Source organism: Rapidithrix thailandica (assembly GCF_039710355.1).
Taxonomy (GTDB): domain Bacteria; phylum Bacteroidota; class Bacteroidia; order Cytophagales; family Flammeovirgaceae; genus Rapidithrix; species Rapidithrix thailandica.
The window spans coordinates 16,853-41,165 of sequence record NZ_JBDKWZ010000026.1; the positions used below are offsets into that span (position 1 = coordinate 16,853).

At 42.1% G+C, this 24,313-nt stretch carries 26 protein-coding genes and 1 pseudogene; 4 read left to right on the forward strand and 23 right to left on the reverse strand.

Annotation, left to right across the window (positions count from 1 at the left end; genetic code table 11):
- Positions 1-64: 64 nt before the first annotated feature.
- Entirely contained in the window at positions 65-1,417 is a 1,353-nt protein-coding gene (locus AAG747_RS27560) for a hypothetical protein (RefSeq protein ID WP_346824486.1), read from the forward strand.
- 184 nt (positions 1,418-1,601) lie between these two features.
- Here AAG747_RS27560 and AAG747_RS27565 read toward each other — a convergent pair whose 3' ends face one another.
- From AAG747_RS27565 to AAG747_RS27600, 8 genes are all read right to left on the reverse strand, one after another.
- Positions 1,602-1,961 (reverse strand): cupin domain-containing protein, encoded by a 360-nt coding sequence (locus AAG747_RS27565; RefSeq protein ID WP_346824487.1) that lies wholly within the window; start codon positions 1,959-1,961, stop codon positions 1,602-1,604.
- Positions 1,962-2,109: 148 nt separating this feature from the next.
- Positions 2,110-2,904, reverse strand: coding sequence for a helix-turn-helix domain-containing protein (locus tag AAG747_RS27570; RefSeq protein ID WP_346824488.1), 795 nt, complete (start codon positions 2,902-2,904; stop codon positions 2,110-2,112).
- Positions 2,905-2,963: 59 nt separating this feature from the next.
- On the reverse strand, positions 2,964-3,599 hold the full coding sequence (locus AAG747_RS27575; protein ID WP_346824489.1) for an alpha-ketoglutarate-dependent dioxygenase AlkB family protein: 636 nt from the start codon (positions 3,597-3,599) through the stop codon (positions 2,964-2,966).
- Positions 3,575-3,823, reverse strand: a complete 249-nt coding sequence (locus tag AAG747_RS27580; protein WP_346824490.1) for an Ada metal-binding domain-containing protein — start codon at positions 3,821-3,823, stop codon at positions 3,575-3,577. Before AAG747_RS27580 ends, AAG747_RS27575 begins: the two co-directional genes overlap by 25 nt.
- Before the next feature lie 3 nt (positions 3,824-3,826).
- Positions 3,827-4,540 carry a 2OG-Fe(II) oxygenase gene (locus AAG747_RS27585; RefSeq protein WP_346824491.1) on the reverse strand — a complete coding sequence of 238 codons (714 nt, stop codon included), beginning with the start codon at positions 4,538-4,540 and terminating at the stop codon, positions 3,827-3,829.
- Between the two features lie 15 nt (positions 4,541-4,555).
- The gene (locus AAG747_RS27590; RefSeq protein ID WP_346824492.1) at positions 4,556-5,398 is read right to left on the reverse strand and encodes a bifunctional helix-turn-helix domain-containing protein/methylated-DNA--[protein]-cysteine S-methyltransferase; all 843 of its coding nucleotides are present in this window, start codon (positions 5,396-5,398) and stop codon (positions 4,556-4,558) included.
- A 114-nt stretch (positions 5,399-5,512) separates the two neighbouring features.
- On the reverse strand, positions 5,513-6,007 hold the full coding sequence (locus AAG747_RS27595; protein WP_346824493.1) for a DUF1905 domain-containing protein: 495 nt from the start codon (positions 6,005-6,007) through the stop codon (positions 5,513-5,515).
- 103 nt (positions 6,008-6,110) lie between these two features.
- Positions 6,111-6,986, reverse strand: a complete 876-nt coding sequence (locus AAG747_RS27600) for an alpha/beta fold hydrolase (RefSeq protein WP_346824494.1) — start codon at positions 6,984-6,986, stop codon at positions 6,111-6,113.
- Between the two features lie 237 nt (positions 6,987-7,223).
- Between AAG747_RS27600 and AAG747_RS27605 the strand changes: the two genes are divergently transcribed.
- Positions 7,224-7,799: a dihydrofolate reductase family protein gene (locus AAG747_RS27605; RefSeq protein ID WP_346824495.1), complete on the forward strand. Its 576-nt coding sequence runs from the start codon at positions 7,224-7,226 to the stop codon at positions 7,797-7,799.
- A gap of 330 nt (positions 7,800-8,129) precedes the next feature.
- On the opposite strand, the gene AAG747_RS27610 is transcribed toward AAG747_RS27605, so the two are convergent.
- The 8 genes and pseudogenes from AAG747_RS27610 to AAG747_RS27650 form a co-directional block, all read right to left on the reverse strand.
- Entirely contained in the window at positions 8,130-8,702 is a 573-nt protein-coding gene (locus AAG747_RS27610; protein WP_346824496.1) for an NAD(P)H-dependent oxidoreductase, read from the reverse strand.
- A 72-nt stretch (positions 8,703-8,774) separates the two neighbouring features.
- On the reverse strand, positions 8,775-9,596 hold the full coding sequence (locus AAG747_RS27615; RefSeq protein WP_346824497.1) for an AraC family transcriptional regulator: 822 nt from the start codon (positions 9,594-9,596) through the stop codon (positions 8,775-8,777).
- Positions 9,597-9,905: 309 nt separating this feature from the next.
- Positions 9,906-10,280 (reverse strand): annotated as a pseudogene (locus AAG747_RS29290) (YdeI/OmpD-associated family protein).
- Positions 10,281-10,298: 18 nt separating this feature from the next.
- Positions 10,299-10,715, reverse strand: coding sequence for a VOC family protein (locus AAG747_RS27630; protein WP_346824500.1), 417 nt, complete (start codon positions 10,713-10,715; stop codon positions 10,299-10,301).
- Between the two features lie 329 nt (positions 10,716-11,044).
- Positions 11,045-11,731 (reverse strand): SAM-dependent methyltransferase, encoded by a 687-nt coding sequence (locus tag AAG747_RS27635; protein WP_346824501.1) that lies wholly within the window; start codon positions 11,729-11,731, stop codon positions 11,045-11,047.
- 79 nt (positions 11,732-11,810) lie between these two features.
- Positions 11,811-13,184, reverse strand: a complete 1,374-nt coding sequence (locus AAG747_RS27640; RefSeq protein WP_346824502.1) for a hypothetical protein — start codon at positions 13,182-13,184, stop codon at positions 11,811-11,813.
- Positions 13,185-13,302: 118 nt separating this feature from the next.
- Positions 13,303-14,061, reverse strand: coding sequence for a hypothetical protein (locus AAG747_RS27645; protein ID WP_346824503.1), 759 nt, complete (start codon positions 14,059-14,061; stop codon positions 13,303-13,305).
- Between the two features lie 327 nt (positions 14,062-14,388).
- The gene (locus AAG747_RS27650; protein ID WP_346824504.1) at positions 14,389-14,994 is read right to left on the reverse strand and encodes a DUF4291 family protein; all 606 of its coding nucleotides are present in this window, start codon (positions 14,992-14,994) and stop codon (positions 14,389-14,391) included.
- A gap of 401 nt (positions 14,995-15,395) precedes the next feature.
- Between AAG747_RS27650 and AAG747_RS27655 the strand changes: the two genes are divergently transcribed.
- Positions 15,396-18,299, forward strand: coding sequence for a CHAT domain-containing protein (locus AAG747_RS27655; RefSeq protein ID WP_346824505.1), 2,904 nt, complete (start codon positions 15,396-15,398; stop codon positions 18,297-18,299).
- Between the two features lie 210 nt (positions 18,300-18,509).
- Here AAG747_RS27655 and dprA read toward each other — a convergent pair whose 3' ends face one another.
- The 7 genes from dprA to AAG747_RS27690 form a co-directional block, all read right to left on the reverse strand.
- Positions 18,510-19,460, reverse strand: a complete 951-nt coding sequence (gene dprA / locus AAG747_RS27660; RefSeq protein WP_346824506.1) for a DNA-processing protein DprA — start codon at positions 19,458-19,460, stop codon at positions 18,510-18,512.
- Positions 19,461-19,612: 152 nt separating this feature from the next.
- Positions 19,613-20,503, reverse strand: coding sequence for an ATP-binding cassette domain-containing protein (locus tag AAG747_RS27665; RefSeq protein ID WP_346824507.1), 891 nt, complete (start codon positions 20,501-20,503; stop codon positions 19,613-19,615).
- The gene (gene modB, locus AAG747_RS27670) at positions 20,500-21,174 is read right to left on the reverse strand and encodes a molybdate ABC transporter permease subunit (protein ID WP_346824508.1); all 675 of its coding nucleotides are present in this window, start codon (positions 21,172-21,174) and stop codon (positions 20,500-20,502) included. Before modB ends, AAG747_RS27665 begins: the two co-directional genes overlap by 4 nt.
- Positions 21,171-21,572: a TOBE domain-containing protein gene (locus AAG747_RS27675; protein ID WP_346824509.1), complete on the reverse strand. Its 402-nt coding sequence runs from the start codon at positions 21,570-21,572 to the stop codon at positions 21,171-21,173. The genes modB and AAG747_RS27675 overlap by 4 nt, the downstream gene beginning before the upstream one ends.
- A complete protein-coding gene (gene modA / locus AAG747_RS27680) occupies positions 21,565-22,377 on the reverse strand; it encodes a molybdate ABC transporter substrate-binding protein (protein ID WP_346824510.1) in 813 nt (270 codons plus the stop codon). Before modA ends, AAG747_RS27675 begins: the two co-directional genes overlap by 8 nt.
- 313 nt (positions 22,378-22,690) lie before the next feature.
- Positions 22,691-22,816: a nuclear transport factor 2-like protein gene (locus AAG747_RS27685; protein ID WP_346824511.1), complete on the reverse strand. Its 126-nt coding sequence runs from the start codon at positions 22,814-22,816 to the stop codon at positions 22,691-22,693.
- 87 nt (positions 22,817-22,903) lie between these two features.
- The gene (locus tag AAG747_RS27690) at positions 22,904-23,098 is read right to left on the reverse strand and encodes a nuclear transport factor 2 family protein (RefSeq protein ID WP_346824512.1); all 195 of its coding nucleotides are present in this window, start codon (positions 23,096-23,098) and stop codon (positions 22,904-22,906) included.
- A 431-nt stretch (positions 23,099-23,529) separates the two neighbouring features.
- On the opposite strand from AAG747_RS27690, the gene AAG747_RS27695 reads away from it, so the two are divergent.
- The gene (locus AAG747_RS27695; protein WP_346824513.1) at positions 23,530-24,165 is read left to right on the forward strand and encodes an RNA polymerase sigma factor; all 636 of its coding nucleotides are present in this window, start codon (positions 23,530-23,532) and stop codon (positions 24,163-24,165) included.
- The last annotated feature ends 148 nt before the right edge of the window (positions 24,166-24,313 follow it).

Here is a 24,313-nt window from a genome sequence, read left to right on the forward strand (position 1 = left end):
AAAAATTACACCTCGCGCATTCACATGTGGTAATCTTTATTATTTACACTAAAAAAGTACACTTATGCAACCATCAAAAAATGGAATCAGGCGACTGGTAGTAGCGCTTGTATTTATTACTTTATTACTTCCCCTGCATGTCTTTGCTAATGGAAAAGGGTTCTTTGCTATTCAATTTACCTGGGACAATGGCTCTTACAACCCGGAATACAAAGTTGGAGTAAATTTTACAAAGGGGAGTATTATCAGCAAAAACTTTAAAGAAATCACTGCCAAAAATAATATTTTGATCGCAGAATTTTCGCCCGGAGATTATGAGATTGAATCATTGGAATTTACCGGAGGAGACTTGTATGGCCAAAAACTCACTTTAGACTTTAAACGAAAAATTACCATAGAGGATGGAAAAATTACCAACGGAGGATTGGTGTTTATTGGCAAAGGAAGCCAAAAGAACAAAAAGCGCCATGAGATTTACTTTTTGACGCTTAACAACCAAGCAGACCTTCAATGGTACCTGCAAAATAAGTATGTCAGTCCTAATGTATCCAGGACTTCCCCCGTTCAAACCGCTTGGGAATTTACCAAACAAGAAACCATAGACAGGGTGATTGCCTTTTTCGAAAAGAGTTATGTAGAACGGGAAACTCAACATCCTCAAAAAGGCGTAAAATATCTCTATGGCATGTTGGGTATGTTGATCAAGCTGCAAAAAGATCAAAACGGAACCGTTGTGGGAAGCCAGCGGCTACATACCGGAACTTACCGACAGGTTCAATCCTCTCAATCCTATCAGGGAAAAAAGATTGTGGATTTAGGCCAGGGTCACTATTTATACGGTCCCGATGAAGATCTTCAACCGGTTAAGTATCCGGAAGGCCTCACAACGGACTCTCAATTCAAATTCATTGGAAATAATAAATTTTTAGTTGTGGACGGCAATTTCAATATTTACGTTTCGGAGGGAAAACCCTTTCAATGGAAAAAACAGGATGATTTCCACAGGAAATATGATCCTTATAACCGCCCTCATATCAGTTTTGGTGCAAACCATATCTATATTTTTACCTATCATATTGAAGATGACTGGAGTTTGTTAAGAGCTCCTTATGACAAGGTTCAATTTGAAGCTGTCGAAATCAGTCCGGAAATCAAGAAAGTTTCCGAAGTGCAAGAAACCCAAAACAAACTGGTCATCGGGCCAAGAACCACCAACTTTGTAAAGAAGGGCGCATTTATACATGTACAAGATTTAAATTCAGGCAATTGGGAATTAGTGCGGGCTCCCCGGGGAGACTGTGGCGGCTTGTACGTGGATAGTAAAAATGATAACCGTTTTCAGGCTGTTTGTGGAAAGCTTGTTTATATCAGTGAAGATGCCGGGCATACATGGGTGTTGATCAAAGATAAAAAGTAACAGTCAAGGATCGTATAACTTATGAAAAGGGAATCGAAAAAAGATTCCCTTTTTCCTTTTTCAAAGTCTTGTTTTTCTTTCCTCAAAGACATAAAACTAATACCGGATTACCGCAGATGATGATTAAAAGACCTCTCTTGTACTCAAGCCCATTCACTACTAAGAGCGGAACTGTAAATACGCATTACTTTTCCAAGATTTCCACTTCCTCCGGAACGATCAGTAGCAACACACATCCTTTTTCTGTAGCAACCGAATGTTTGAATTGGGGAGGTGTGTACAGGTAATCTCCGCCGGTAAGTTTTGCGCCTTCGATGATAGCCTCTCCTTCCAGCACAAACAGTTCCTCTCCGGCCGGGTGATTATGATACGGGTATTGGGCTCCGGGTTCAAACTTCAATAAGATAGAGGGAGGTCTTTGTGTTTGTTCATCAAAGCGCAATGCTTTCACAAATATCCCCTGGGTATTAATCCCCTCTTCTTGTAAAGGACTCCAATCTTGCTGCTGGCTACGGAGGATATAATTTTCAATATTCGAGTTCATGATTTTTCAATTAAGGTTGATAATTTAATGTTGAAATTTCTGTTCAGCACCTGTTATTTCTACCTGTACCGGAGATCTTACTTGAAAACAAAGGTAGGCCGCAGCATCTCTTCAGAACATAGACAATTTGGTGAAAAGCATGTAAAATTTACAAAGCGTATTGGATCTGATAGGCTTTCGGAGATTGCAGGGTATGTTTTTTAAAGAAATTGGAAAAGTAAAAAGGATCGTTAAAACCTAAGGAGTAAGCCACTTCTTTGACGGAAAGCTTTTGATATGTAAGCAAACGCTTGGCCTCCGAAACCACCAACCCGTAAATCACATTTTGAGCCGTTTTGCCGGTATGGAGTTTGGCCTGTTCGTTTAGTTTGGCTTCGGTAGTACTGAGTAATGCAGCATATTGGCTCAAGGAGTAGTTGTGCTCAAAGTTCGATCGCACCAGCTCCAAAAATTTCAGGAATAAGGCATCCGGTTTATAAATTTCATCTCCCCGGTTCACTTTGGACCGGTTGATTTCCACCAAGATCAATTCGATTCTGGAATGTACGGAAATCAAATATTGATAGGGTTGCTCAAGCAGTTCTTCCCGGATTTGCTCCAATTGCCTTTCGATAACCGCATAATTTCGAACCGGAACCACTTCGTTCATTGCAAAATGACAAAACATACCATTGTGAAAAATCAGCTCTATGTCTTTGTCATCTTTACAGAAAAAATCCAAGGTAAATTCAAGGATGATTCCCTTCGTACCCGCTTGTAACTTTTTAAAATAGTGCACCTGTCCTGAGGTAATGGTTAACACATGCTTGGCGGGAACGTCCAATGCCATTTCATCCACCACCAACTCAGCACACCCTTCGGCACACCAAATCAACACATATTTCATCAAGCGTTTAGGCGTGGTCAAACGCTCATAGTCTTCAAAGGTTTTCAGGTTGATCATATTCCGGATACTAAAAATTTACCTGACTAAAATAAGGAAAAAAGCTTGTTAAGCGAATTTTAAGTAGACGTGATCATTGTTCTAAAGGTCAGGTTCACTCTTGGTGTTTTTACTTTTTTGGTTTTGGGCAGACTGTGCAACCAGTGGGTTTGCGTACTCCCTTTCATTTCCAACAGACTGCCTCTTTCCAGTATTACCGATACGGTCGTTTTATCTTGTTTGTGCTTGAAGGCAAACTTCCGGTCTGCTCCCAAACTCAACGAAGCAATGCTTGTATTTTTGCCCAATTCCTTTTCATCGTCACTATGCCAGGCCATTCCCTCCTCGCCATTGTGGTACAGGTTTAGTAAACAAGAATTGTATGGTGTTCCGGTATAGGATTCGACCAAAGCTTTTAACTCCAGCAATTCTTTTGTCCAAGGCAATGCTTGTTTGGTGGTGTTGGAATAAGTATAGGCATAGTTACGGTCGCCATACCAGGCGGCCTTTCGTTTGGTAATAATATGTTTGCCAAAGATCACCGCTTCATCGTTTTTCCAGGCAATGGTATCCAACAAGCGTTCAAAATAATGTTGGGCCTTATCAACCGGTAGAATTTTTCCAAAGTAGAGTGCGGTACCGTCCTTTGGCAGTAAGTTGTTGGCAGGCCCGGTATGAAATAAGCTCGTTTTTATCGGTTGTTTTTTGTTTTCCATTGTTTGTATTTTTCTGACATACAATGCCCACAAGGGCGGTATCCTTCCTCAAGTGCTTCTGCTTCCGAGGCAAAAAACACACGGGTTTCCCTGCGCATTCTTTTGCCCGATTTACAGTGAAGACTCCCATAAATTTTTAACTTTTGATTTCCCCCATAGCAAAGCTCCTGATGCTTGATTTTCATCAATAAATCGAAAGAGTGAATTTCCTTGTGATAAATCATAACTCAACTCAATGCATCGTGAAAAATAATTCCCAAGGTGTACCTTTCACCCTGATGGATTTCGCTTACCCCATGCTTCACCGTAACCTTATAATACCCTCTGTTCCCTTTATGGGGTCGAAAGTTGGTGGTGAATATCAAAACATCCCCTTTTTGAGGACGTAATACCTTAGCTTGGGACTGGGCCATATAGTTTTGTTGTGTCAACACAAATTCTCCTCCGGTATAGTCGTCTTCCGGCTCACTTAAAAACAAAACAAGCTGAAAGGGAAAATAAATTTCTCCGTACAAATCTTGGTGAAGCGTGTTATATCCTCCTTCCCCGTATTTCAAAATCAGAGGAGTCGGTTTTAATTGATTCTTTTGATGACACGCTTCTTGCAAAGCTTGTAAAGTACCGGGATACACCCGGTTTATGTTTAACTTCTTCATCCACTGATTGGCAAGAGGCACCAACCGGGGATAGACTTCCTCCCGGAGGGTTTGAACCAAAGGCGGCAGAGGGTAATCAAAATATTTGTATTCTCCCAAACCAAAGCGATAACGCTCCATGGCCACCGTTTTGCGATAAATCCCTTGTTTGTCATACAACTGTCGAAGCTCCTCACATTGGATATCTGACAGCATGCGGGAAATCGTTGCATATCCTTTTTGATGAATACGCGAAGTAGTGGCTTGCCAATCAATGTTGACAAGCTGTGCCCTTAAGTTTTCCATGGTTTTCGTTTCGAATTATGAATTGGTTTTCGCAGCTTCCCATCCGATGATGGCCGTTTTACGAGTATTGCCCCACATATAGCCCCCAATTGCACCACTGGACTGGATCACTCTGTGACAGGGAATTAAAAAAGCAACCGGGTTACTTCCTATGGCCGTGCCCACGGCTCTGGAAGCTTTGGGATTTTGTATCTCTTCTGCAATTTTGCCATAGGTAGACAATTGTCCCATAGGAATTTTCAAAAGGGATTCCCATACTTTTAACTGAAAGGCCGTTCCTTTTAAGTGTAATTTGATTTGGTCAATTTTATTCCAGTCATGTGAAAAGATATACAAGGCATTTTGCTGAATGAGGTCCACTTTCTGTTTGAACCGGGCATTGGGAAAGTGCTTTTGCAAATCGGCTAGCGATTGAGACTCACTGTTTGTAAAAGCCATATGGCAGATACCTTTGGCCGTAGAAGCTACGAGGATATCGCCAAACGGACTTTCGGCAAAGCTGTAATGAATAGAAAGGCTTTCTCCTCCGTTCTTAAATTCACCGGGCGACATCCCTTCTATTTTCACAAATAAATCATGCAACCTGCCCGTACCGGAAAGTCCCGTTTCATATGCGGCCTCCATCAAGCTTGTTTGCTTCTCTTTCAGAATTTGCTTGGCATATTTCACACTGATAAACTGCAAAAATTTTTTAGGACTGACTCCTGCCCAATCGGTAAACATCCGTTGAAAATGAAAAGGGCTCAGGTGCACTTTGTCAGCCACTTCTTCCAGGTTGGGTTGCGTTTTAAAATTCGCCTGAATGTATTCAATGGCTTGCGCAATCCGCTTATAATTGATATGTTCGTTCTGTTCCATAGTGCTTGGGTTTTCTCTATGACAAATGTAGAAAGCATTGCCTCAGTTAAAAACCCGGAACTTGCTCAATTCTCTATCCGGCTCGGGAAGCTTAGGTTTATGTATCTACTTGTATCATTCGCTTTTATCATAAAGCTTTTGCTTTTTCGACAACTTCTCCATCATCTTGACGATGCGCGAAACTTTGGTTTCGTCGGTTTTGGCGGCATAAATCCAATCCAGATAAGCCTTTTGTTCGCTCTCGGTAAAGCTGACAAACGCTTCATAGACCTTTTTAGGTTCGTTTTCAAAACAGAGAATAACCTCCTCCGGAATTTCCAGGGGCGAATGGTCCGCATACAGTGTAATTTTGACCATGTCCCCGGCTTCTTTCTTGATTTCCTTTCGGATGGCCGCTTTCACCGGAAGAAACAATTTGCCATTGCCCATGGGCATAAGTTTTACATGTTTTAAGGCATATCCGTCAATGGTACCGCTAACGGTCCTCCATCCGAAAGGTACTTTTTTAGCCTGTGGAATTTCAGGAATAAGGGCATAGGTCCATCCTCCTTTTCCAGAGAATTTTTCCAACAAGTACCTTTGCTCTACCAATGGGTTTTCTTCAGGCATATCGGTGTTTTTTTAACTCTTCAAGGTTTCCAAAATAGTACGGTATAGCAAGTATATAAGTCTATCGTAAAAACCTTGAAGGGTTAATTTCAGATCAATTCACTCAATTATCTATCAGTTTATTTTCTATGGCCCAAGCCAACAGTTTTTCATCGAATTCAGCCGGTTGCTCGAATTGCGGGTAATGCGCGCTTTCTTCAAAAAGCTCCACCTGTATATGCTTGAACACAGGTACTACTTTATCCCATAGAGAAGGAGGTCCGGTGACGTAATCGTATTTACCCAAGGCCAAAAGTACGGGCTTTTCGAGTTTGTCCAAGTCCTTTGTAATGTCGATGTCCCTGAACACTTTGCCCCATACATAATCGATCATTTGCATATTGGTTTCCACGCCTTCCCATAAAGCTGCCGCATCAAAGTCATATTGAAACCAGTTGCGGGGTCCGGCACACAGGCAGTAATCGACAAAGCGTTTTTCGGGCTTGGCTTGAATCAGGCCGGGTAGTTTTGCCATATTCTTTGCATACAAATCTTTTCTTTCAGCCGAAGCGGTAGTTTCAAAAAAAGCATCGGTGGCTTGGTGCATGGCCTCGCTGTAATCGGGACTGACACCAATCATAACGCTCCCCAGTACATGCTGTGGGAATTTTTTGGCATATTCCAGGGCCATAAAGGCATGCCCCGAATGCCCGACAATCAAAAATTGCTCAAGGTTTAAATGCCGTCTAAGCGCTTCGATATCCTGTAGCAAAATGTCCAACGCGTAAGCACTGTTTTCAAGCGGCTCTTCCGGTGGAGCCACAAAGCCCCTATGATCCATAAAAATCAATTGAAGGTGTTCTCTTAATTCTTTGGAAAAGGCTCTTGCATAAAAACGATTGCTTCCGATAATGAGCGTAGGTATTCCACGGCCTTCCATACAGTAATCTAGTGAAAAGCCATCAACGACTACTGTTCCTTTTGTTTGGTTGGATATCATATTAGTATAACATCTGTGTCATTAAAAGTACAAAAATAGAGGATCACCCGAAGTTCCTTTTACAGAAGAGTAGAAAATTCCCTTATAAAATCACCGCTTTTGGCACTTGAACAGCGGAAGTTTGTGTTTTTGTCCCCTTAAATGTCGTATTCGCCCCTCAAGACGCATTGCAATAGCCCTTACCTTTGTTATATCACCAACATTTCAAAAACTTAAACTATTCTAATCCCAAATACTATGAAAAAATTGAAATTACAAGTACAAATGTCACTGGACGGATTTGTAGCAGGCCCTAACGGAGAAATGGATTGGATGACCTGGAACTGGAGCGAGGATATCAAAAATTATGTAAGTGAACTCACAGAATCTGTAGATACCATTCTTTTAGGCAGAAAAATGGCCGGGGGGTTTATCGCTCACTGGACCAATACAATGAACAACCCGGATGAACCGGAACAACATCCCTTTGCCAGAAAGATGGTGAAATATTCTAAAGTAGTTTTTTCGCAAACCTTACAATCTTCAGAATGGGACAATACCGAACTCGCCATAGGAGAGCTGAATGAAGATGTAAAAGCGATCAAAAACCGCAGTGGGAAAGACATCATCGTATATGGAGGAGCCAGTTTTAATGCTTCGCTGATTAAGGCAGGTCTTATTGATGAGTTTCACTTGTTTGTCAACCCGACAGTGATCGGAAAAGGCTTGAGCATTTTTAAAGAAATTGAAGAAAAACAAAATTTACAACTGAAAAAAGCCATTCCTTTTGATTGCGGTATTGTGTTAATGCATTACGAACCCAAAAAAGGATAAGAAATTCAAGCTGTCGCCAACGATCAATGAAGAAACAGTGAATGAGTGATGGGGTGAAATCGTGAGCGAATAGTGATAACTTTTCTCTGAAAAGATGAACAATAGTTGATAAAGGGTCAATTAAAAACTTAACCAGAGCCTTGTATACGATTGTTTTGCCACTTTCACGCTCATTCGCCATTTCACTCATTCACTAAAGTACATGACCACTTGAATGACCATTGCATATAATCTACAGTTCCGTAGATGCTTCGCAAGTTTATCATTTTTGAAAATACCGGATAGATAAACCGGTTTGTCCAAGGGTCGTTTGGTGAAGCGAAAATGAGATTAAAAAAATAACTCCTTGAGTTGCCCTGTCCAGTGCTCCACCATTTCGTTCGAAGGATGGTCTGCTTTATCAAAGAAGAAATGCTTGACAATTTCTAAACCGCAGTAGGTGTAAATCCCCATATCCGAAGTTAATGACAATGCTTGATCCATGCCGGACGCTCCGTATTCGGGCTTTGATTTCCCATGAGTGTTGATGATCAAAACCTGTTTACCCGTCAACAAACCTTTTTGAACGCCTTGATCGTAACGATAGGCAAACCCATAACTGAAGACTCTGTCGATATATCCTTTTAGAATAGCCGGCAATCCCGTCCACCAGATCGGATGTATAAAGGTCAGGCAATCCGCCCATAAGATAAACTCTTGCTCCCGTTTTACATCCTCCGCTACCTGCCCTTGGCGTTGTCCGTCTAGGTCTTCCGGGGAGAGTATGGGATTGAAACCTAGTTGGTACAAATCCCTCATCACTACTTCGTGGCCATAGTTCCATAAATGTTCGGCCAGGATCTCTTTCAAATAGCCATTCAAACTGTTTTGATACGGATGTGCATAAATGATCAGATGTCTCATAATTGTTCCTTTTAAAATTTGATATTCCAAAAGTAGGCAGACACCTTTCGTAAAAATTGTAAGAAAACGAAATCAGGATTTAGGATTACAAATATCCTGTTGGAATTTGAGGTAATTGGTAGGACTGAGGTTCAGATAATACTTAAAATCCCGGATCAACTGGCTTTGATCGTAGTAATTACACCTACTGACAATTTCAAGCCAATCGACTTTGGAAGCGGTGGAGGCCATATGTTGCACATGCTCGATGGCTGTTAAAAAGCGTTGATAACGGCTCAGTTCTTTTGCGGAATAGCCCAAGTGCATTTTATGCCGGAGTTGGATGTTGCGTTCGCTCTGTTTGTTTTGATAAGCAATGGTTTTAACCGGATTTAACAAGTTATTCTCAAAACCAGACAACTGTTTTACAATGGAGTTTTGCTCTCCCAAATAAGGTCTGCAAAATGCAAGGATACGGTTCACCCGGTCACTGGTATTTTCTATTTTGTTGAGTTCATACCACAAGGCAGTAAAGCAATTTTCCTCCGATAATTCATCCGGATTCACCGGTAAGCTTTCCCTCACAGCCGCTACTCCAAAAAAGCGAAAGAAAGCGTCATTTTTAAAATTTACCACCAATATTTCCGAAGCAACGGGTAAGGAATAGGCAAAGGCCTGTTTTATCGGCCCCAATACCAGGCATCTGCCCATTTCGATATGCGTATTTTGTGGCGAGTGCAACAGCGCTTTGGCTCCGAAGTTAAAAACCATAATTGTTTGATAAGAAGGTAATAACGTTTTGGTAACCGTCTGATCCGATTGGTTTACGGCATAATAAAAGTGGGAAAATACTTCTTCGAATTCTCCCGGAACGGCAATTCTTCTGTTGAGATAGGCTTGATGCTTTTCCTTCATTGACTTTACCCAAAAAGGATTTAATATTTTATAAAGACTTTATACAAAGGTAGTTTCTTTTTGGAAGTAAAGAGGGATCGGCATGTCATACGGATACCGCATCCGGCACCCTTCGTTTTTTCCATTTACGGTAATTTCCAAACATGATAAGCAAACTGATACTCGTAAAACAAACGGCTATGAGATAAGGAGCACCGGGGAAATATTTTTTAAATTATTCTGCCTGGCCCCTATGATGTTGATGGTTTTCATGGCTTTGTATAGTTGCCGAAGATTATGTCGCCTTTTTTAAGACCGGGCAAAAACACTTTATTCAACAGGCGGCCACTTCCCTTTTTGTTTGGCAATATCAATTAGCCGTTGTCCCTGTTCGGTCATCAAGCCCGCTTGAGTCAGTCTTTCCACTCTTTCTATATTGGGTTTGCTCCAATGGCTGTTGGGTCTGCGGGGAGAAAACCGCTGATAAAAACTTTCATCGTCCCGTTTGTTTGCCAAAGAATCGATCTAGCCAAAACACAGTGCTTCCTCCACTGCTTCGTGGTGAGGGATTCCTTCCATTTTGCTTTTTTTGCGGCAAATAATCAGACAAACTTCTTTTTTGGATTGGCTATTTTGCTCCAGCCATTTGCGCCATTGCGAGCGGGTTTTGGCATAAAAAGTTTCAATACCTCTGTTGGTTTCCATGATGCTTTCCGGTTACGTTTAATTTTTATCGGTTGAATTGAGTATCTCGAGGTAATGGCGGTTGTACATAATGCCCAACACATTTCCGAAAGGGTCTATAACTGATGCCGTCACAAAGCCCTCTCCCCGTTCGATAACAGGTTGGTATTCCTTGGCCCCCATGGCAATGAGCTTTTCCATGATTCCCTCTAAATCCTCCACATGCCAGTAGATAATAGCCCCGCCCGGAGAATGCATGGCTCCATTTGGCGCGTACTTGCTGTCGATAATGCCCAACTCGTGTTGATAGTCGCCCAGACGGAATTCTATATAGCCTGGCACTTCAAAGTAAGGAGAGACCTCCAGTAATTCAGTATACCATTTCTTAGCTGCGTCCAGGTCGGATGCATAAAAACTCACCGTTGAAAGTCCTCGTAAGACGGATGATTTAGCCATTGAATTTTTGTTTAAAATTGATCTATTCAAAAGTAAAATGGCCGGGTGACAGCCCTATGTCAGTAGGGAGATACAGTTTGTTAAAAAAACTTTGAGGCACTACCAGGAAAGACTTATTCTCGTTGAAAAATGTCAGCGTATGTTTAGTAGTCGTTCGGAATTTCTTATCTGTTAAAACAACTTCTTTTTACCAGTAAAAAGCCTTAAGATGAAATCTAACTCCGTTTCCCATCTATAGTTAAGAATGGCCCCGTATGAATGGCTCACAAAACAAGAAGGCAAGAGCCGTAGGACTCTTGCTGTGTATCATGATGCCGTAGCTCCACGGGTCAAACCGAGTGATTCCGCAGCGTGAGCATTTCATTGCCACCCTTTTGAAACTCGTAGTTCACCTTTGAAACGATCAATTCATAATCGGTCCCGAATGTTTCCAATATACCGTCAAGTACTTCTGATTTTCCGGCATTCAGATTCACGATCGGAAAGATTCTCACTTCTTTACAAAGCCGCAGCATTTCGCGGATGGATTGCAGGTGAAAATCAAGCCCGAGTTGTGCGTAGAGTATTAAAAAATGAGAACTAAGCCCCAGGTCGAAGGCTTGATCTGCAAACTCGGTTTTAGCCGGTAATTCATGATAAAGGTACCTGCTTTTACTGCTTTCCTTTTCGAAATCAGCCAAAAAACTCGCCATCGCTTCCATGCGTATTCTTTCCAGTTCGTCAATGCTTTTGATGCTTGTCCAGACAAAGTTATCTCGGTTCTCTTGCATCTGCCGGATGATCGTGTCTTTGGTTTCGTGGATCCGCTCCCGCAGCTCATCGGCTGTAAACTGGTAAACCGGGTCCAAGGAGGTCACTTCTTTACCTTGCCGGTGCATTTCCAAATTGAAACTAGCCGGCCCGTCACCAAAGCTGATGATCCGTTTACTTAAGTCATGGGCTGTCAACGCAAACATATTGGTGTACTCTTCCAGGTTTCTCCCCCAGGGGACAACATTTTTTAATTCGAAGGCCATCGTTTTCTGTATTAAATGTTTGTAGGGATTAGATTTCCGGTGGAAAACAGTTGATTTTTGCCTGTTACCTATCAAGCGCTTATTCTTTAATCTTCACAAAAGGACTTTCTCCCTTTTTCAGTAGTTCCACAAACTTAACATGGTCAAACTCATCCTCCTCGTTCCACACGGCCGGAGCTAAGAGTAGTTGCGGGTTTTCTAATCCAAAGCGCTCTCTTGGGTTTACGTAAGGGTAAAAGAAAACATTCTCCCGGCTGTTGCAAAAGCTGTCAATGACAATGGTTTCCTCAGAGGCCACGATGTTGATATCATGGTCATTATTAAATACGAAAGGCACCTGTGTTTCTCCGTAAATTCCGATATGTCCGTCATTGTATTCACCGGCAAGGCCGTATTTGATGTCTCCTTTTCCCAGGACATCGATATATCCATCAGCCGAGAAAATATAGTCGCAACGGAGGTTACCCGTGATAAATAAAAAATTTAACCCGTCATCTATCAAATTACCCTCAATCGTTACATTGCCATCTATCAGTACCATATAGCTGTCCTTGTCAAGGTCTTTTATCTGTGTCTTCAGCCATTGGCTATCCAGGTCCCCGTTGACCGTCACATCTCCCATGAGTACGACTACAGAACAATCCTTTCGTTGATAGGGAAATTCAACAATACCGTATTTACCAATGGCTTCCTGGTATGACATCACTTGTTTGGAAATTTCCTTGGAAGGTGTTTCCGGTAGAGTGGCCGGCTCAGCCTGTTGTCGGATCTGCTCGATCATCCCCTCCATCTTCCTCAAAAAAGCTTTCTCTTCCTCCTTTAAGTTTGCCAATAGCCCTTCATTTTTCGCGCGTAACCATTGGAGATAATCCGGGTCGGATTTGAATTCTTGAAAGTCACCGAAATCCCGGTCTTTGATAAGCGTGACCCTGATCACTTCATAGGCTGTTTCTTTTCTGTCCAGGGCCAGTAATATCCGCACTTTGGTGTCAATCACATAGAAATATTCCGGACTTTCCACATAAGAACAAGCCATTTCCGCAAAGCCCAAGGCTGTTTCCAAGTTTTCAGGCGTTTTGGCTTTTTGGAGTTGATTCCAGGCCAGGGTATTGCCGGCCACCCTGATGACTTCTTCTTCAAACTGCCCCATTTCGGTAAAATGCCAGACAGTGCGTAAATGGCCGTTAGGCGCTAAAATATCCATGCATTTCCGCGCAGCAGCCTCCCCCTGTTGATGAAAATCCTGACGCTGTTTCTTTTTATACCCGGTATTGTATTCCAAATGCGTGCACATATGCATGATCGAATAGTGCGAAAACAGCAGGTTGTAGTCATCGTCTTCCGTTTTACAAAGGTCGATGGCCTGGTAGTAATAAGTTAAAACCTCTTTGGGATTGTATTCTCCCTTTTGTTGAAGTTTTTGAGCTTTTTTTATCAACTTGTTTGCGGTCATGATACTAAAGGTGATTTTGACAGATATTTATACACACGCCTCAACGATCCGGTACAAACGAATCTGCGATAGATCCGGCCGGGTGAGAGAATCAGTGTTTGCTGTGAAGAAGTATTTTTTATTTCAACACGGGTTTTCCACTCCTCACATATTTTAAAAAGTTGCGCCACTCCATAAACTCCCATATGGCGTCCGTTTCCGCTTCCTCTAAGATTTCCAAATACTCCGGATCCAATAAGGCAAGTACATCAGGGTGTAATATATCGATCAGTTCCGCGAGTGGTTTATCATTCAAATTGAACAGCTTCTTTTGGGCATTGTCATTTAACCGGTACGTGTTTCCCAAAGCGTAGTCAAAATGAATAGGGCCTTCTATTTGAAAAAAATACTCCTCCGGACAGAAGAATCTGGCCTTGGCACTTCCGTAAACCCCGGTCATTCCATGATTATAGTCACCCAACAGGCATTGTCCAACCTCCAGGTTCCCGTTGACATGTAAAGTCCCGCTGGTCACCATATTGGTAGCGCGGACATTACCCGTTACAAAAACAAAGGTTTCCGGGTCATCATAAATGGACAAACAACCATCCACAATTAAGTTTCCGTCCACGATCAGATTACAAATATTGCATTCAAACAAATTCAGATCCTCTGTGAGGGTGAGGTCCCCTTGGTGATAGACTGTGTCCAAATGATCACTGTCCAACTCACTCAGGTAGGTCTTTACGGCTGAGTGGCTGTTTTTATGGGCCAGGGAAAGCACCTGTTGGAGCAAGGCTTTGCTGTCGAGTTCGCCTTTCAATACACTTTTTCCGTTTTTGTAGATGGTTTCTTTGATTTCCATGGTATTGGATTTAATATAAGTATAGATTTTCAAGTTTATTGATGCAAGTCACGATCTCATCACAACAATGTCAATTCAGCAAAACCGGGAATAAACGATGATGTCATTTGAGATGGAGTCATTGGAACAGTAAAGATCAATTTCCATTACATATTTCCACTATATAAATATAGCGACCCGGGCTATCTATACAAGCATTTCTCCCAAGAATTTATTCTCCAACGAGGCAGAGTAGGTGAATTTGTCATTCAAGGCATATTGCAAAAACTTAGCGCCAATATTTAATGCGTGAAAAAGGGAGGAAAAAGCCTTAAAAGTTATTCCGTTCGTTTCATCATTCCTTCTCCCAATTGTTGCGTCTCACCTTACACAGCCTAAGCGGAAAAATAGCTCTTCGGAAATGGGATATTCTTTTTCTTCCGGCACACCGGGAAAGTTGGTGGCCCCTCCCTTTTTGATCCGGCTGATTTCATGTGCTAATGAGGAAACATCTTCCACTCCTATGATATAATCGCTTACATACTTTTTGATTACCTCTCCTCTGATGCCAATTTGTATAGCTTGACGCTCCAGCCTTCTCCCTATTAAATCCCGCTCCGGGTCCCACTGGTGAATCACATCCGAGGAGTTGAGACGGTTTCTCCATACATCTTCACTTGCAAACACATTCTGATTCCAGTGAGACTCAATGGACTGGCTTATAATTTCGTGAAAGGCTTGATGAGAGAGTTTGATTTTGGCAATTCCCTGCATGCGGTTTTTCGTTCCGTATTTGGTCCTTCTCAATACCCATCCAAACGAAGGTTTAATCCAACTGATTCTATCCAACCCAAAGCCTTTGCCAAAAGTCCCTAACGCTACAGCTGTCTGTACTGTCTGGGGTTTGAACGCCTGATAAACATACACTCCTTCTTCGTCATAATCCGCATATATTAGTTTGCTTACACTTTCGCCAGTTGATTCCATAGAGTTGTTTTTGATAATTTTTAATACAAATAAGACTTGTAAAAATAAACTTTTACCTAAAGATTGGAAATAAGATTGTTATTTGAAGGACTTCATATATCTCATTTTCTTCCCCATAAGCCATTGCGCTTTTCTTACCATACCGAATCGATAAAAGCCCGTCCCTGAACCACATAAAAAATAATTTAACTTGGAATATTACTATTTTTCTAAGCATTTTATAGTATTTTTAAACGAATCATCAAAAGATGCTTTGGCAAACCATGGAACGGGCCTGCTAATTAACGGGAAATAGCTTATAAATGGTTTTATACTCACTGATGCGTATTTTTTTGTGCAATGTCATCAGATGAGAAGGCACAAACATGGTATTTTTTTAAAAAAAATTTGAGAGTGGTAAAATGAGGTTCTTCAATCAAGGGGTAGAATTAACGGAATACACGGATTCAATACCATTACTGAAGTTTCATAAGAGACAGATGGTTTATGTTTTCCTGTTGTGCTTTGGTATGGGCATTTCTTTACAGGCCGCCGCTCAAGGTATCTCGCAACAAGACAGTATATTGTTGGATTCGCTTAATGCACAACCCGGCCGGCTTCTTCAAGACAGTACACAAGCAACAATTCTGGAAAGAGCACAGCAAATGCAAGTACTGAACAAGTATCAAGAATGTCGTCACTTTTTAAAAAGTATCGAGGACGTAATTGACAAAGCCCCCTCTAAAAACGATTACTTTCAAGCCCGGATCCGGCAGCAATTAAGTACTACAGAAGCGCACATGGGTAATGCACAGGCCTGTTATCGTTATGGCAAACAAGTACTGTCGGCTTTTGAAAATTTACCGGAACCGGATACGGCTCTTTTAAGAAATAACTACCAAATCCTCGCTTCGGCAAGCAAGCAATTAGGTTACCGGGAAGAGGCCTTGCACTATTGCGACCGCTGGTTACAAATGACTGATGAAAAGGAAACCCCACTGCAAAAAGCCCATGTATTGAACATGATGGGACTCATACATTCTCACTTATTTAACCAACGGGCTGCACAGGAATACTTCCGGCAATGCTATGATCTCCGTGCGCAACATGCACCCGAATCGCTACCTTCCGTCATAAATGATATAGGCTTGATGTATTTACACTTTCAGCGCTATGATTCGGCGATTGTATGGCTGAAAAAGGGTCTTGAGTTTCGCCATTCTAACCTGGATGAGCAGATTTTAATCCACGCCACATTATCGACACATATGTCAGATGCCTATTTCCAACTGGGGAAAAAAGATTCTGCGTTACAGTATTCGGAAAATGCATTAGTCATACGGGCACAATACCAATCTCTTAAAGTAGATACGATGCAAATGGCGGTGTTGGATCATATCGATATACTGATGAACTCCGAAAACAGACAACTGGCTCAAGCCTTTATTGAGGAGGTTACTCCTTTTATTCAATCAAATAAAAATCCTGCACTTGAAAGCCGCCTGTATGTCTCAAAAGCAAAAATGAGTATGCATTTTCAACAAGTGGACAATGCAATCAGATATTATAACCTTGCTCTTCACACCCTGGATACTTCCTTTATAAAAGGATCCGCTTTATTTCCCGATTCACTTTATATACCCCTACAACCTGACCTCTCTTTAATCAACACCCTGGAGAGCAAGGCGGATGCACTGGATCAACAATATACAGGTCAAAAAGACAAAACATTTCTGTTGGCCGCCATTGCCAATATGGAAAAGGCGGTGGAATATATGAACCGGTACATGTACAGGCACCCTGGCAGCATATCCGACCCGGTTGTTTATTACCATCAAAAAAGGCTGGTGGACAAAAGCCTTTCTCTATTGTATCAACTGTACCGGCTGGACAAAGAACAAGTTTCCTTACAAACCCTCTCCCGGTTGTTGGAAATAGAAAGGATCAATTCCGTTAGGAAAAACCTGATTTACCAACAGTTGATTTTACAAAACCCACAAGCTGACAGCCTGCAAAAGGAATGGCAATACCTCAATGAAGCGCTAAGAATACAAGCAAGCCGAAACGCATCCGATTCGTCTGTTACTTACGATTCCCTAACCGAAATACTCCACACGACCGATATACAATTTCAACAACAATTCGGTAACTATCACCGGTTGGCAATAGAAGAAAGTACGACCATTCCGGCACCCTTGCCCGGTTCGCTCTCTGAGAACAAAGCTTTGGTCCAATACTTTTTTGCAGGGGATGTATTGCATTGCATTTTTGCTACCGGACCGCAATTTAAATGGTACGCCATCCCATGGGAAAGCGAGCAAAAAAAACTATTACATGAGGTACAGGTAATGCTGAGAAATCCTCAAGTACAGACGTACGACCGTTTAAGTGATTTGGGACGAGTTCTTCTTCCTTTTTTAAAGAACGTACAACCGGAAGAGTTGGTGATCATGCCCCATGGGCCATTGCATCACTTGCCTTTTGAAGCGCTGAAAATCCGCGAGGACTATTTAATACAGCACCATAGCATCGCTTATCTGCAAAGCTTGGCCAGAACCGCAGGCCCAGAGAGAAAGCCACGATATTTTTTGGGTTTTGCTCCCTTCTACTCCTCCGGTACAAAAACTTCCATCGGAAAGGTTGGTGTTGCGTATCACGCTCAACCCGTTTACCTGACACTTCACAATAGTCAGGATGAAATCACCCTTACCGGAGGTTTTTTCGAAAGTTCGTACTTCCAAGGCCCACAAGCCACCGAATTCGCTTTCCGGCAATCGTTAGCGAAACAGGATATCATCCACTTGGCGACCCATACACTCTTAGACGATGAAAATCCTTTGTTTAGCCGGATTCTTTTGGCAAAGGATTCCCTGCACGATGGCAAGCTCTATATTCACGAATTGTTTACCTTGCCTTTACAAGCCCAGTTGGTCGTATTGAGTGCCTGTAACCAAATCAACCAAGACAAAGGGGAAGGACTCACTAGCCTGGCTACAGGCTTTTATATGGCAGGCGTCAACAAGCTAATGCTTACGCATTGGCCAGTACCCGAAGGAGAAAACACAGCGGTATTGGAAGACTTTTATAAACATTGGCGAAAGCAAGGAGAGGCAATGCCCCAGGCCTTACAAAGTGCCAAAAGGGAATACCTGACAACGAACGATGAGGCAAGCCAACACCCTTATTATTGGGCGGGACTTGTATTACATCAAAACCAATATCTCTCAGACAAGGGGTTTGGCATCCCTTGGAAAACCCTATTCTCAATCATGGCAGTGCTTACAGGTCTCGCATTTTTGTTTATTTTTTACAAAAGACGTTCATAAGGATTTGTACAAATGTGAAGACATAAGGAATGCTCCTTTGGATTTTGCTTCGATGGTCTCCTCTCCCTTTTGACCGACATACACTAAAGCTATATATCAAGTACTCCTATCATTTTTGGAGCTTTGCTCACTGAAAATCAACTCCTTCCATTGACCATAGGCAATTCTCTACAGAGCATAAGTTGAACATCCTTGTATCTATCCCAATACCTAAAAACCCAGCTTGATCTGTTTATTTTCACCTTGTACCATACTCTTCACCCTATGAGATTTTACTTTTTCAATAAAGCGCAATATATCCTCTTTGTTGCCTAATGGAATGGCCTTTTTTTGCTCAATCAGGTATTGGTTTCCCATGGACTTCTCATTCAATTTATCCACGGGATGTTGCAGTACGGAAGTGAGTCTTCCCTGCTCTGTCGCAAACCGGAACGTATGCATAGTACCTCCTTTCACAGCTGTTTCCACAATACAAATGGCATCACTCAGGCCACTTTGCAGCCGGTCACGTTCTACAAAATAATTATGCCGGGGAAGCGTCCCCATGGCGTATTCGGAGAGAATGGTTCCGTCATGGTCCAATATTTTCTCTACCAAATAGCCATTTTGCTTAGGATAAATTTGATCCACTCCCCCAGCCAACACCGCTACAGTTATTCCCTTGTTTTTAAGACAAGCATTGTGTGCTACCGTATCACATCCGATGGCCAGGCCACTTACAATGGTACATCCTGCCTCCACAAAATATTTCGTCAACTTGTCTCCTGCTTTGATGCCAAAGTTGCTGGGTCCTCTTGTTCCGATCACAGCCAAGGCATGTTCACTGTTCAGCGCCTTCAAGTTTCCCTTTACAAACAATACCAGTGGCTTGTCTTGAATTGTATGATACCTTTGAGGATAGGCATCATCCGTTTCAGAGATAATTTTCACATGCTTCTTTTCAGCCATTTCCATAATTTCCCGGGCTTGTCCATGCGCTTTTTCCAAGACATTTTTTTCAGGAAGCGGAATTCGCCTGTTTGCCTGGTGTGCCTCAAGCAAAGTCTCCCACAGGTCTTCCGTACTTTTTATTTCCGGCTTGGAAAACCCGATGATCGCCCTTGCCGTTTGTCTGCCTATTTTGGGAAGTTGTAATAAGGTTAGTTTCAATAAAGTATCCATAATTCGTTGCACAAGCCTTTTCACCCGGTGGATAAGACAGGCCTTGTCTATGCGTTTAGCTTATTTATAATTCAAAAAATCATCTCAAACACTAAAAAATACAAGCCATCGCCTTTCAACACTTAGCAAGCTTCTATTCAGTATTTCATCACCTATTCCATCTTATATAAAATAGGGTTAAATGCCTTGGAAGCCACCATTACCTTGTCTCCCACGGCCAAGCCCTTTACTTCCTCTTCCTGGGCAATAACTTTGACCACGTTGTTTTGAATCAGTACAGTGACGATAAATACCACTTCCTGTTGCTCGATTTTCAGTACTTCCCCGGTAAATTTAAACTTACCGCTAATTCTCCGGTTAATGAAAATTTCGTCCGGGGTCCCTTGCCGGGTGATGGTTCCGTTTTCAATCATAAACACCCGGTCTGACAGTTTGATAATTTCTCCCGTATCATGACTGATCAAAAGGGTCGTCAACTGAAATTCACGGTGTACAGTCAACAGATAATCCTGTAATTTCAAGCGGATTTTCATATCCAATGCGGCAAGAGGTTCGTCCAGTAGCAAAATCCCGGGCCGTTGAACCAAGGCTCTCGCCAAAGCGACCCGTTGCTTTTGCCCTCCTGACAAGGTCTCCGGTTTGCGGTTTTGTAACTCACCCAGTTCGATGATCTCTATCAAATCCGAGATGTTCTCCCGGCCAGTCTGGCGATCCGAATGTTTGGTACGCAAAGCAAATTCCAGGTTCTGGCGCACAGTCATGTTAGGAAACAAGGCGTAATCCTGAAATACGTAGCCGATCCTGCGCTGTTGTGGGCTGAGATGAATATTTCTTTTGGCATCAAACCAAGTTTCTCCGTTAACGGTGATCGTTCCTTTGTCGGGCTTTAACAAACCGGAAAGAATTCTCAAGGTAGAAGTTTTGCCCGCACCCGATTCTCCGTACAGGGTAATAAACTGTCCGTTTTCCACCTTCAGGTTCACCCGGAGGTTCATTTTCCCGTCAGCCGCTTGTAAGACTTTTTCAATATCGAGTGTAATCATTTCCAAAATCTTCTTAAGTGTCCCCCATTCACCAGGTAAACCGTGAGAAGAATACAAAATGTAATGATAAAAAGTATGGTGGAATACACATTGGCTGCCTGATAATTCAAGGCTTCTACTTCGTCATAGATGGCGATGGAAGCCACCTTTGTCTTTCCCGGAATATTTCCTCCGATCATCAACACTACGCCAAACTCACCCACCGTATGGGCAAAGGCAAGGACAATTCCGGTCAGTAAAGAGGCTTTGATATTAGGTAACTGTACTTTCCATAAGGTAGTGATTTTTGATTTTCCCATCACATAAGCCGCTTCGGTGAGTGAAGCCGGAAGGCCGGCCAAACCGGATTGAATAGGATGCACCATAAATGGCAAACTGTACAAAACCGAAGCGATGACAAGCCCTGTAAAAGAAAAGACCAACTTGATGCCCAACCATTCGTTTAACCAAGCGCCAAAAGCATTGCCGGGACTAAAAGCCAGCAAAAAGTAAAAACCCAACACTGTGGGGGGAAGTACCAAGGGCATGCTGACCAAGGCTTCGATGACGGGCTTGATCCGTGAGCGTGTACTCACCAGCCAAAATGCCAAAGGAATGGACAGCAGCAATAAAATGCCGGTGGTCACCAAAGCCAGTTGAAAGGTTAAGAATAAAGGTTCCCAATCGATCATTCTGAAAGCATAATTTCGTTTAACTTGATCATTGCCACCACTTCCATGCCCTCCTCCAATGCTAATTGTTCCAGGGCGTTGGTACTGATTATAGCCGTGACCTCTCCTACAACAGTATATAAAACCACCTTGCTGAGAATCGTGCCCCGTTCTATCTTTTTTACCGGCCCGGTGATTTTGTTTTGTAGACTGATAGCAGGATGTTCATCTGTTCCGAGGATCACCTCTGTTTCTTTAAACAAAAGCTTGATGGGGTTGCCTGTTTTCAAATAAGAAGCGGTTTCAGGGGTTTCGATCACAATGACTTCTACCTTTACCTCCGGATGGAGGCGAATAAAAACCAGCGAAAGACATCCACTGACGTTTATTTCTTCTATATGTCCGTGTAAGCTATTCATCTACCGAATACCCAAAACTTTCCAGTATTTGCCTGGCTTCTTTCGAAAACAGAAATTCGTAAAACTTTTGTGCCTGGGCAGTATCCACCGCTTTTTCCCGTTGAATCACCACCACGCCCTGTTCAATGGGGGTGTAAATACCTTCTTCCAAAGCCACCCAATGCCCTTTTCCTTGCATGTCCGGAGATAAAACCACAGACATGGCCGTAAAGCCCAGTTCGGCTGATTTGGAGATAATAAACTGGTTGGTTTGCGCAATGCTTTCTCCGTAGACTAATTTGCCTTCCAATTTATCCGACAGTTGGTAATGCTTTAAAACTTCGATTGCGGCTACCCCGTAAGGAGCTGTTTTTGGATTGGCCAGGGCAATATGTTCAATCATTTCACTGGAAAGCGACTCCACCGACGGAGTGATCTCCTTAAACATAGACCATAAGACCAGCTTCCCATACGCATAAATTTTGGTTGGCTCTCTGGCCAAACCACTCTTGTAGAGTTCATCAGGGTACTTCCGGTTTGCCGAGACAAACACATCATAAGGAGCTCCCTCTTTGATTTGAGCCGTAAGTTTGCCGGACGAACTGATCACTACTTCACAGTCAATACCGGTGCTCTTGGTGAATTGCCCGGTCAGTTCTTGCATGGCAAACTGCATATTGGCCGCAGTGGCAATTACGATTGGATGTGCTTCACCTGTTTGTTCATTTTGCGAATGCTCTCTATGGCTACAAGCCAACAACCCTGCCGTCCAAGTAGCCAGAATAAAATGTATCAGCAGAGTCCGTTTTCTTCTTTTGGTATTCATTCAATTTAGTTTAGATCCGTTGGGAGAAAGCACGATTTTCCCATGGCTTTTTACTCAAGATCCCAATTGTAACGGCTTGGTTCATGAGTAGCTACCGGGTATACTTTGTAAGTTTTATCTCGGCTTCTCCCTGAGGTACAAGTACTATTTCATGTTACAATCATCAAATATAATCAGATTGAAAATGTAAGCAAGGGCATTCCTTCAAGCATTTGCTGGAAAGTTATTATGCCCTTGTACGGATTTCTACCATCTTTCAAAAGATTGACAGGTCTGTCGAAAGTCTTATTCAAAAACCGGAGTGTGTTCATCCTTATTCCGCCAAAGCCTCCGATACGGCATGGCTGTCTTCCAATAAGCGGTATTTTACAATTTGATCATTTTCTACCGTCATCTGAATGCAAAAAGGCGAATCTACCACCTGTTGGGTTTGTAGCACTTTTGTTGAAAACGCTCCAACAATGGCCGCCTTATCAGCATCTATAAATAAATGTTCAATGCTAGCAGATACCGGTTCCGCATTACTCTATAACAACTCGTAAAACGCGCCAATATCTTCCCGGTTCTTCCTTCTCCCCAGCCAGACTGCGCGTTGTTGATTGCCGGGGATATACCAATCGATTTCTTCTGAAAACAGCTTGACCAATCCGGATAAATTCCGATGGGTTAAATGCTGTAAAAATTGTCGGACAACCTGTTTTGTTTTTTCGGTTTGCATCATTATTCTATGATTTGATTTTCTCTTGTACCGATACCGGTTTAGATGTAAAAATCACTTCCAAATGCATAAGAAAAGGTGAGCGTATTTTTTACATGCCTCCTTCCCTTCAATCAATCTTCCTAATAAAGCTTTCAAGCTTCCCGGACAGTCGCTAAAATAAGGAAAAAGCACATACCTTTTCTCTTGGATAAAAAGCTATTTAAAAGAAAGTGATTTTCTGAAAAATTGTATTCAATAAAAACAAGTAAAGATCCCTAAAAAATTGTATATTAAACAAATAAGCTTTAGTAATCCGCCAAAATAGTACTTGTCTAATAAGAAGTAAGAAAGAAGAGTGATAATTTCAAATTATAACGTATAAGCGGTAGTACACCGGAATTTAAATTGTCGCTTTTTTTACAAACATTTATCGTCTTTCAAGCACCGTAATATTGAAACACAAGACGGCAAATAGTGTAAAGAAGAAACTCTTTGGTCAAAAGACATTGCAAAAGCGATTTGAAGCTGTATACAATCAACATTTTGACAAATTGTATACCTATGCCAAAATCATCACCAAGTCGGAAGAAATGGCCAAAGATATTGTCGCTGATGTATTTTTTTACCTTTGGAAAAGGCAACCCGATTTCACTTCCATCAAGGAACTGGATGCCTACCTCTTTATTTCAGTCAAAAACTTATCCATCCGGGCGGTAGCTAAAAAAACGAAAAGAGCCGTAAGTCTGAACCGGCATCATGCGACACAATGGATAGAAGAACTCAACCCGGAAAAATTGCTGTTGGAGAAGGAATTGATGGAAGTCATGGACGGAGCCATTGATACGTTACCGGATCAATGCCAGCTTGTGTTTGACCTGGTAAAGGGCAAACACCTAAAATACAGTGAGGTAGCCAATGAATTAGGCATATCGGAAGGAACGGTAAAAAACCATATCATCAAAGCCCTAAACCGAATCCGAAACAGGGTTACTGCTTACCTGGAACAAGACCAACAACCTATGTATGAACGCTCCGCATATTTAGGCTTACTAGCAGTATTTTTCACAAAAATCATAGACTTGATATAGAAAAAACTACCTTTTAAAGGGTAATAAAAAAATAAACATCTCATAAAAAATATACCTATTTATTACGAACTATCTAATCCTCCCACCAAATAATTTCTGCCATTGTATTTATTCAAAGAAGGGTATGCCTTTTTACGTCCATTATACT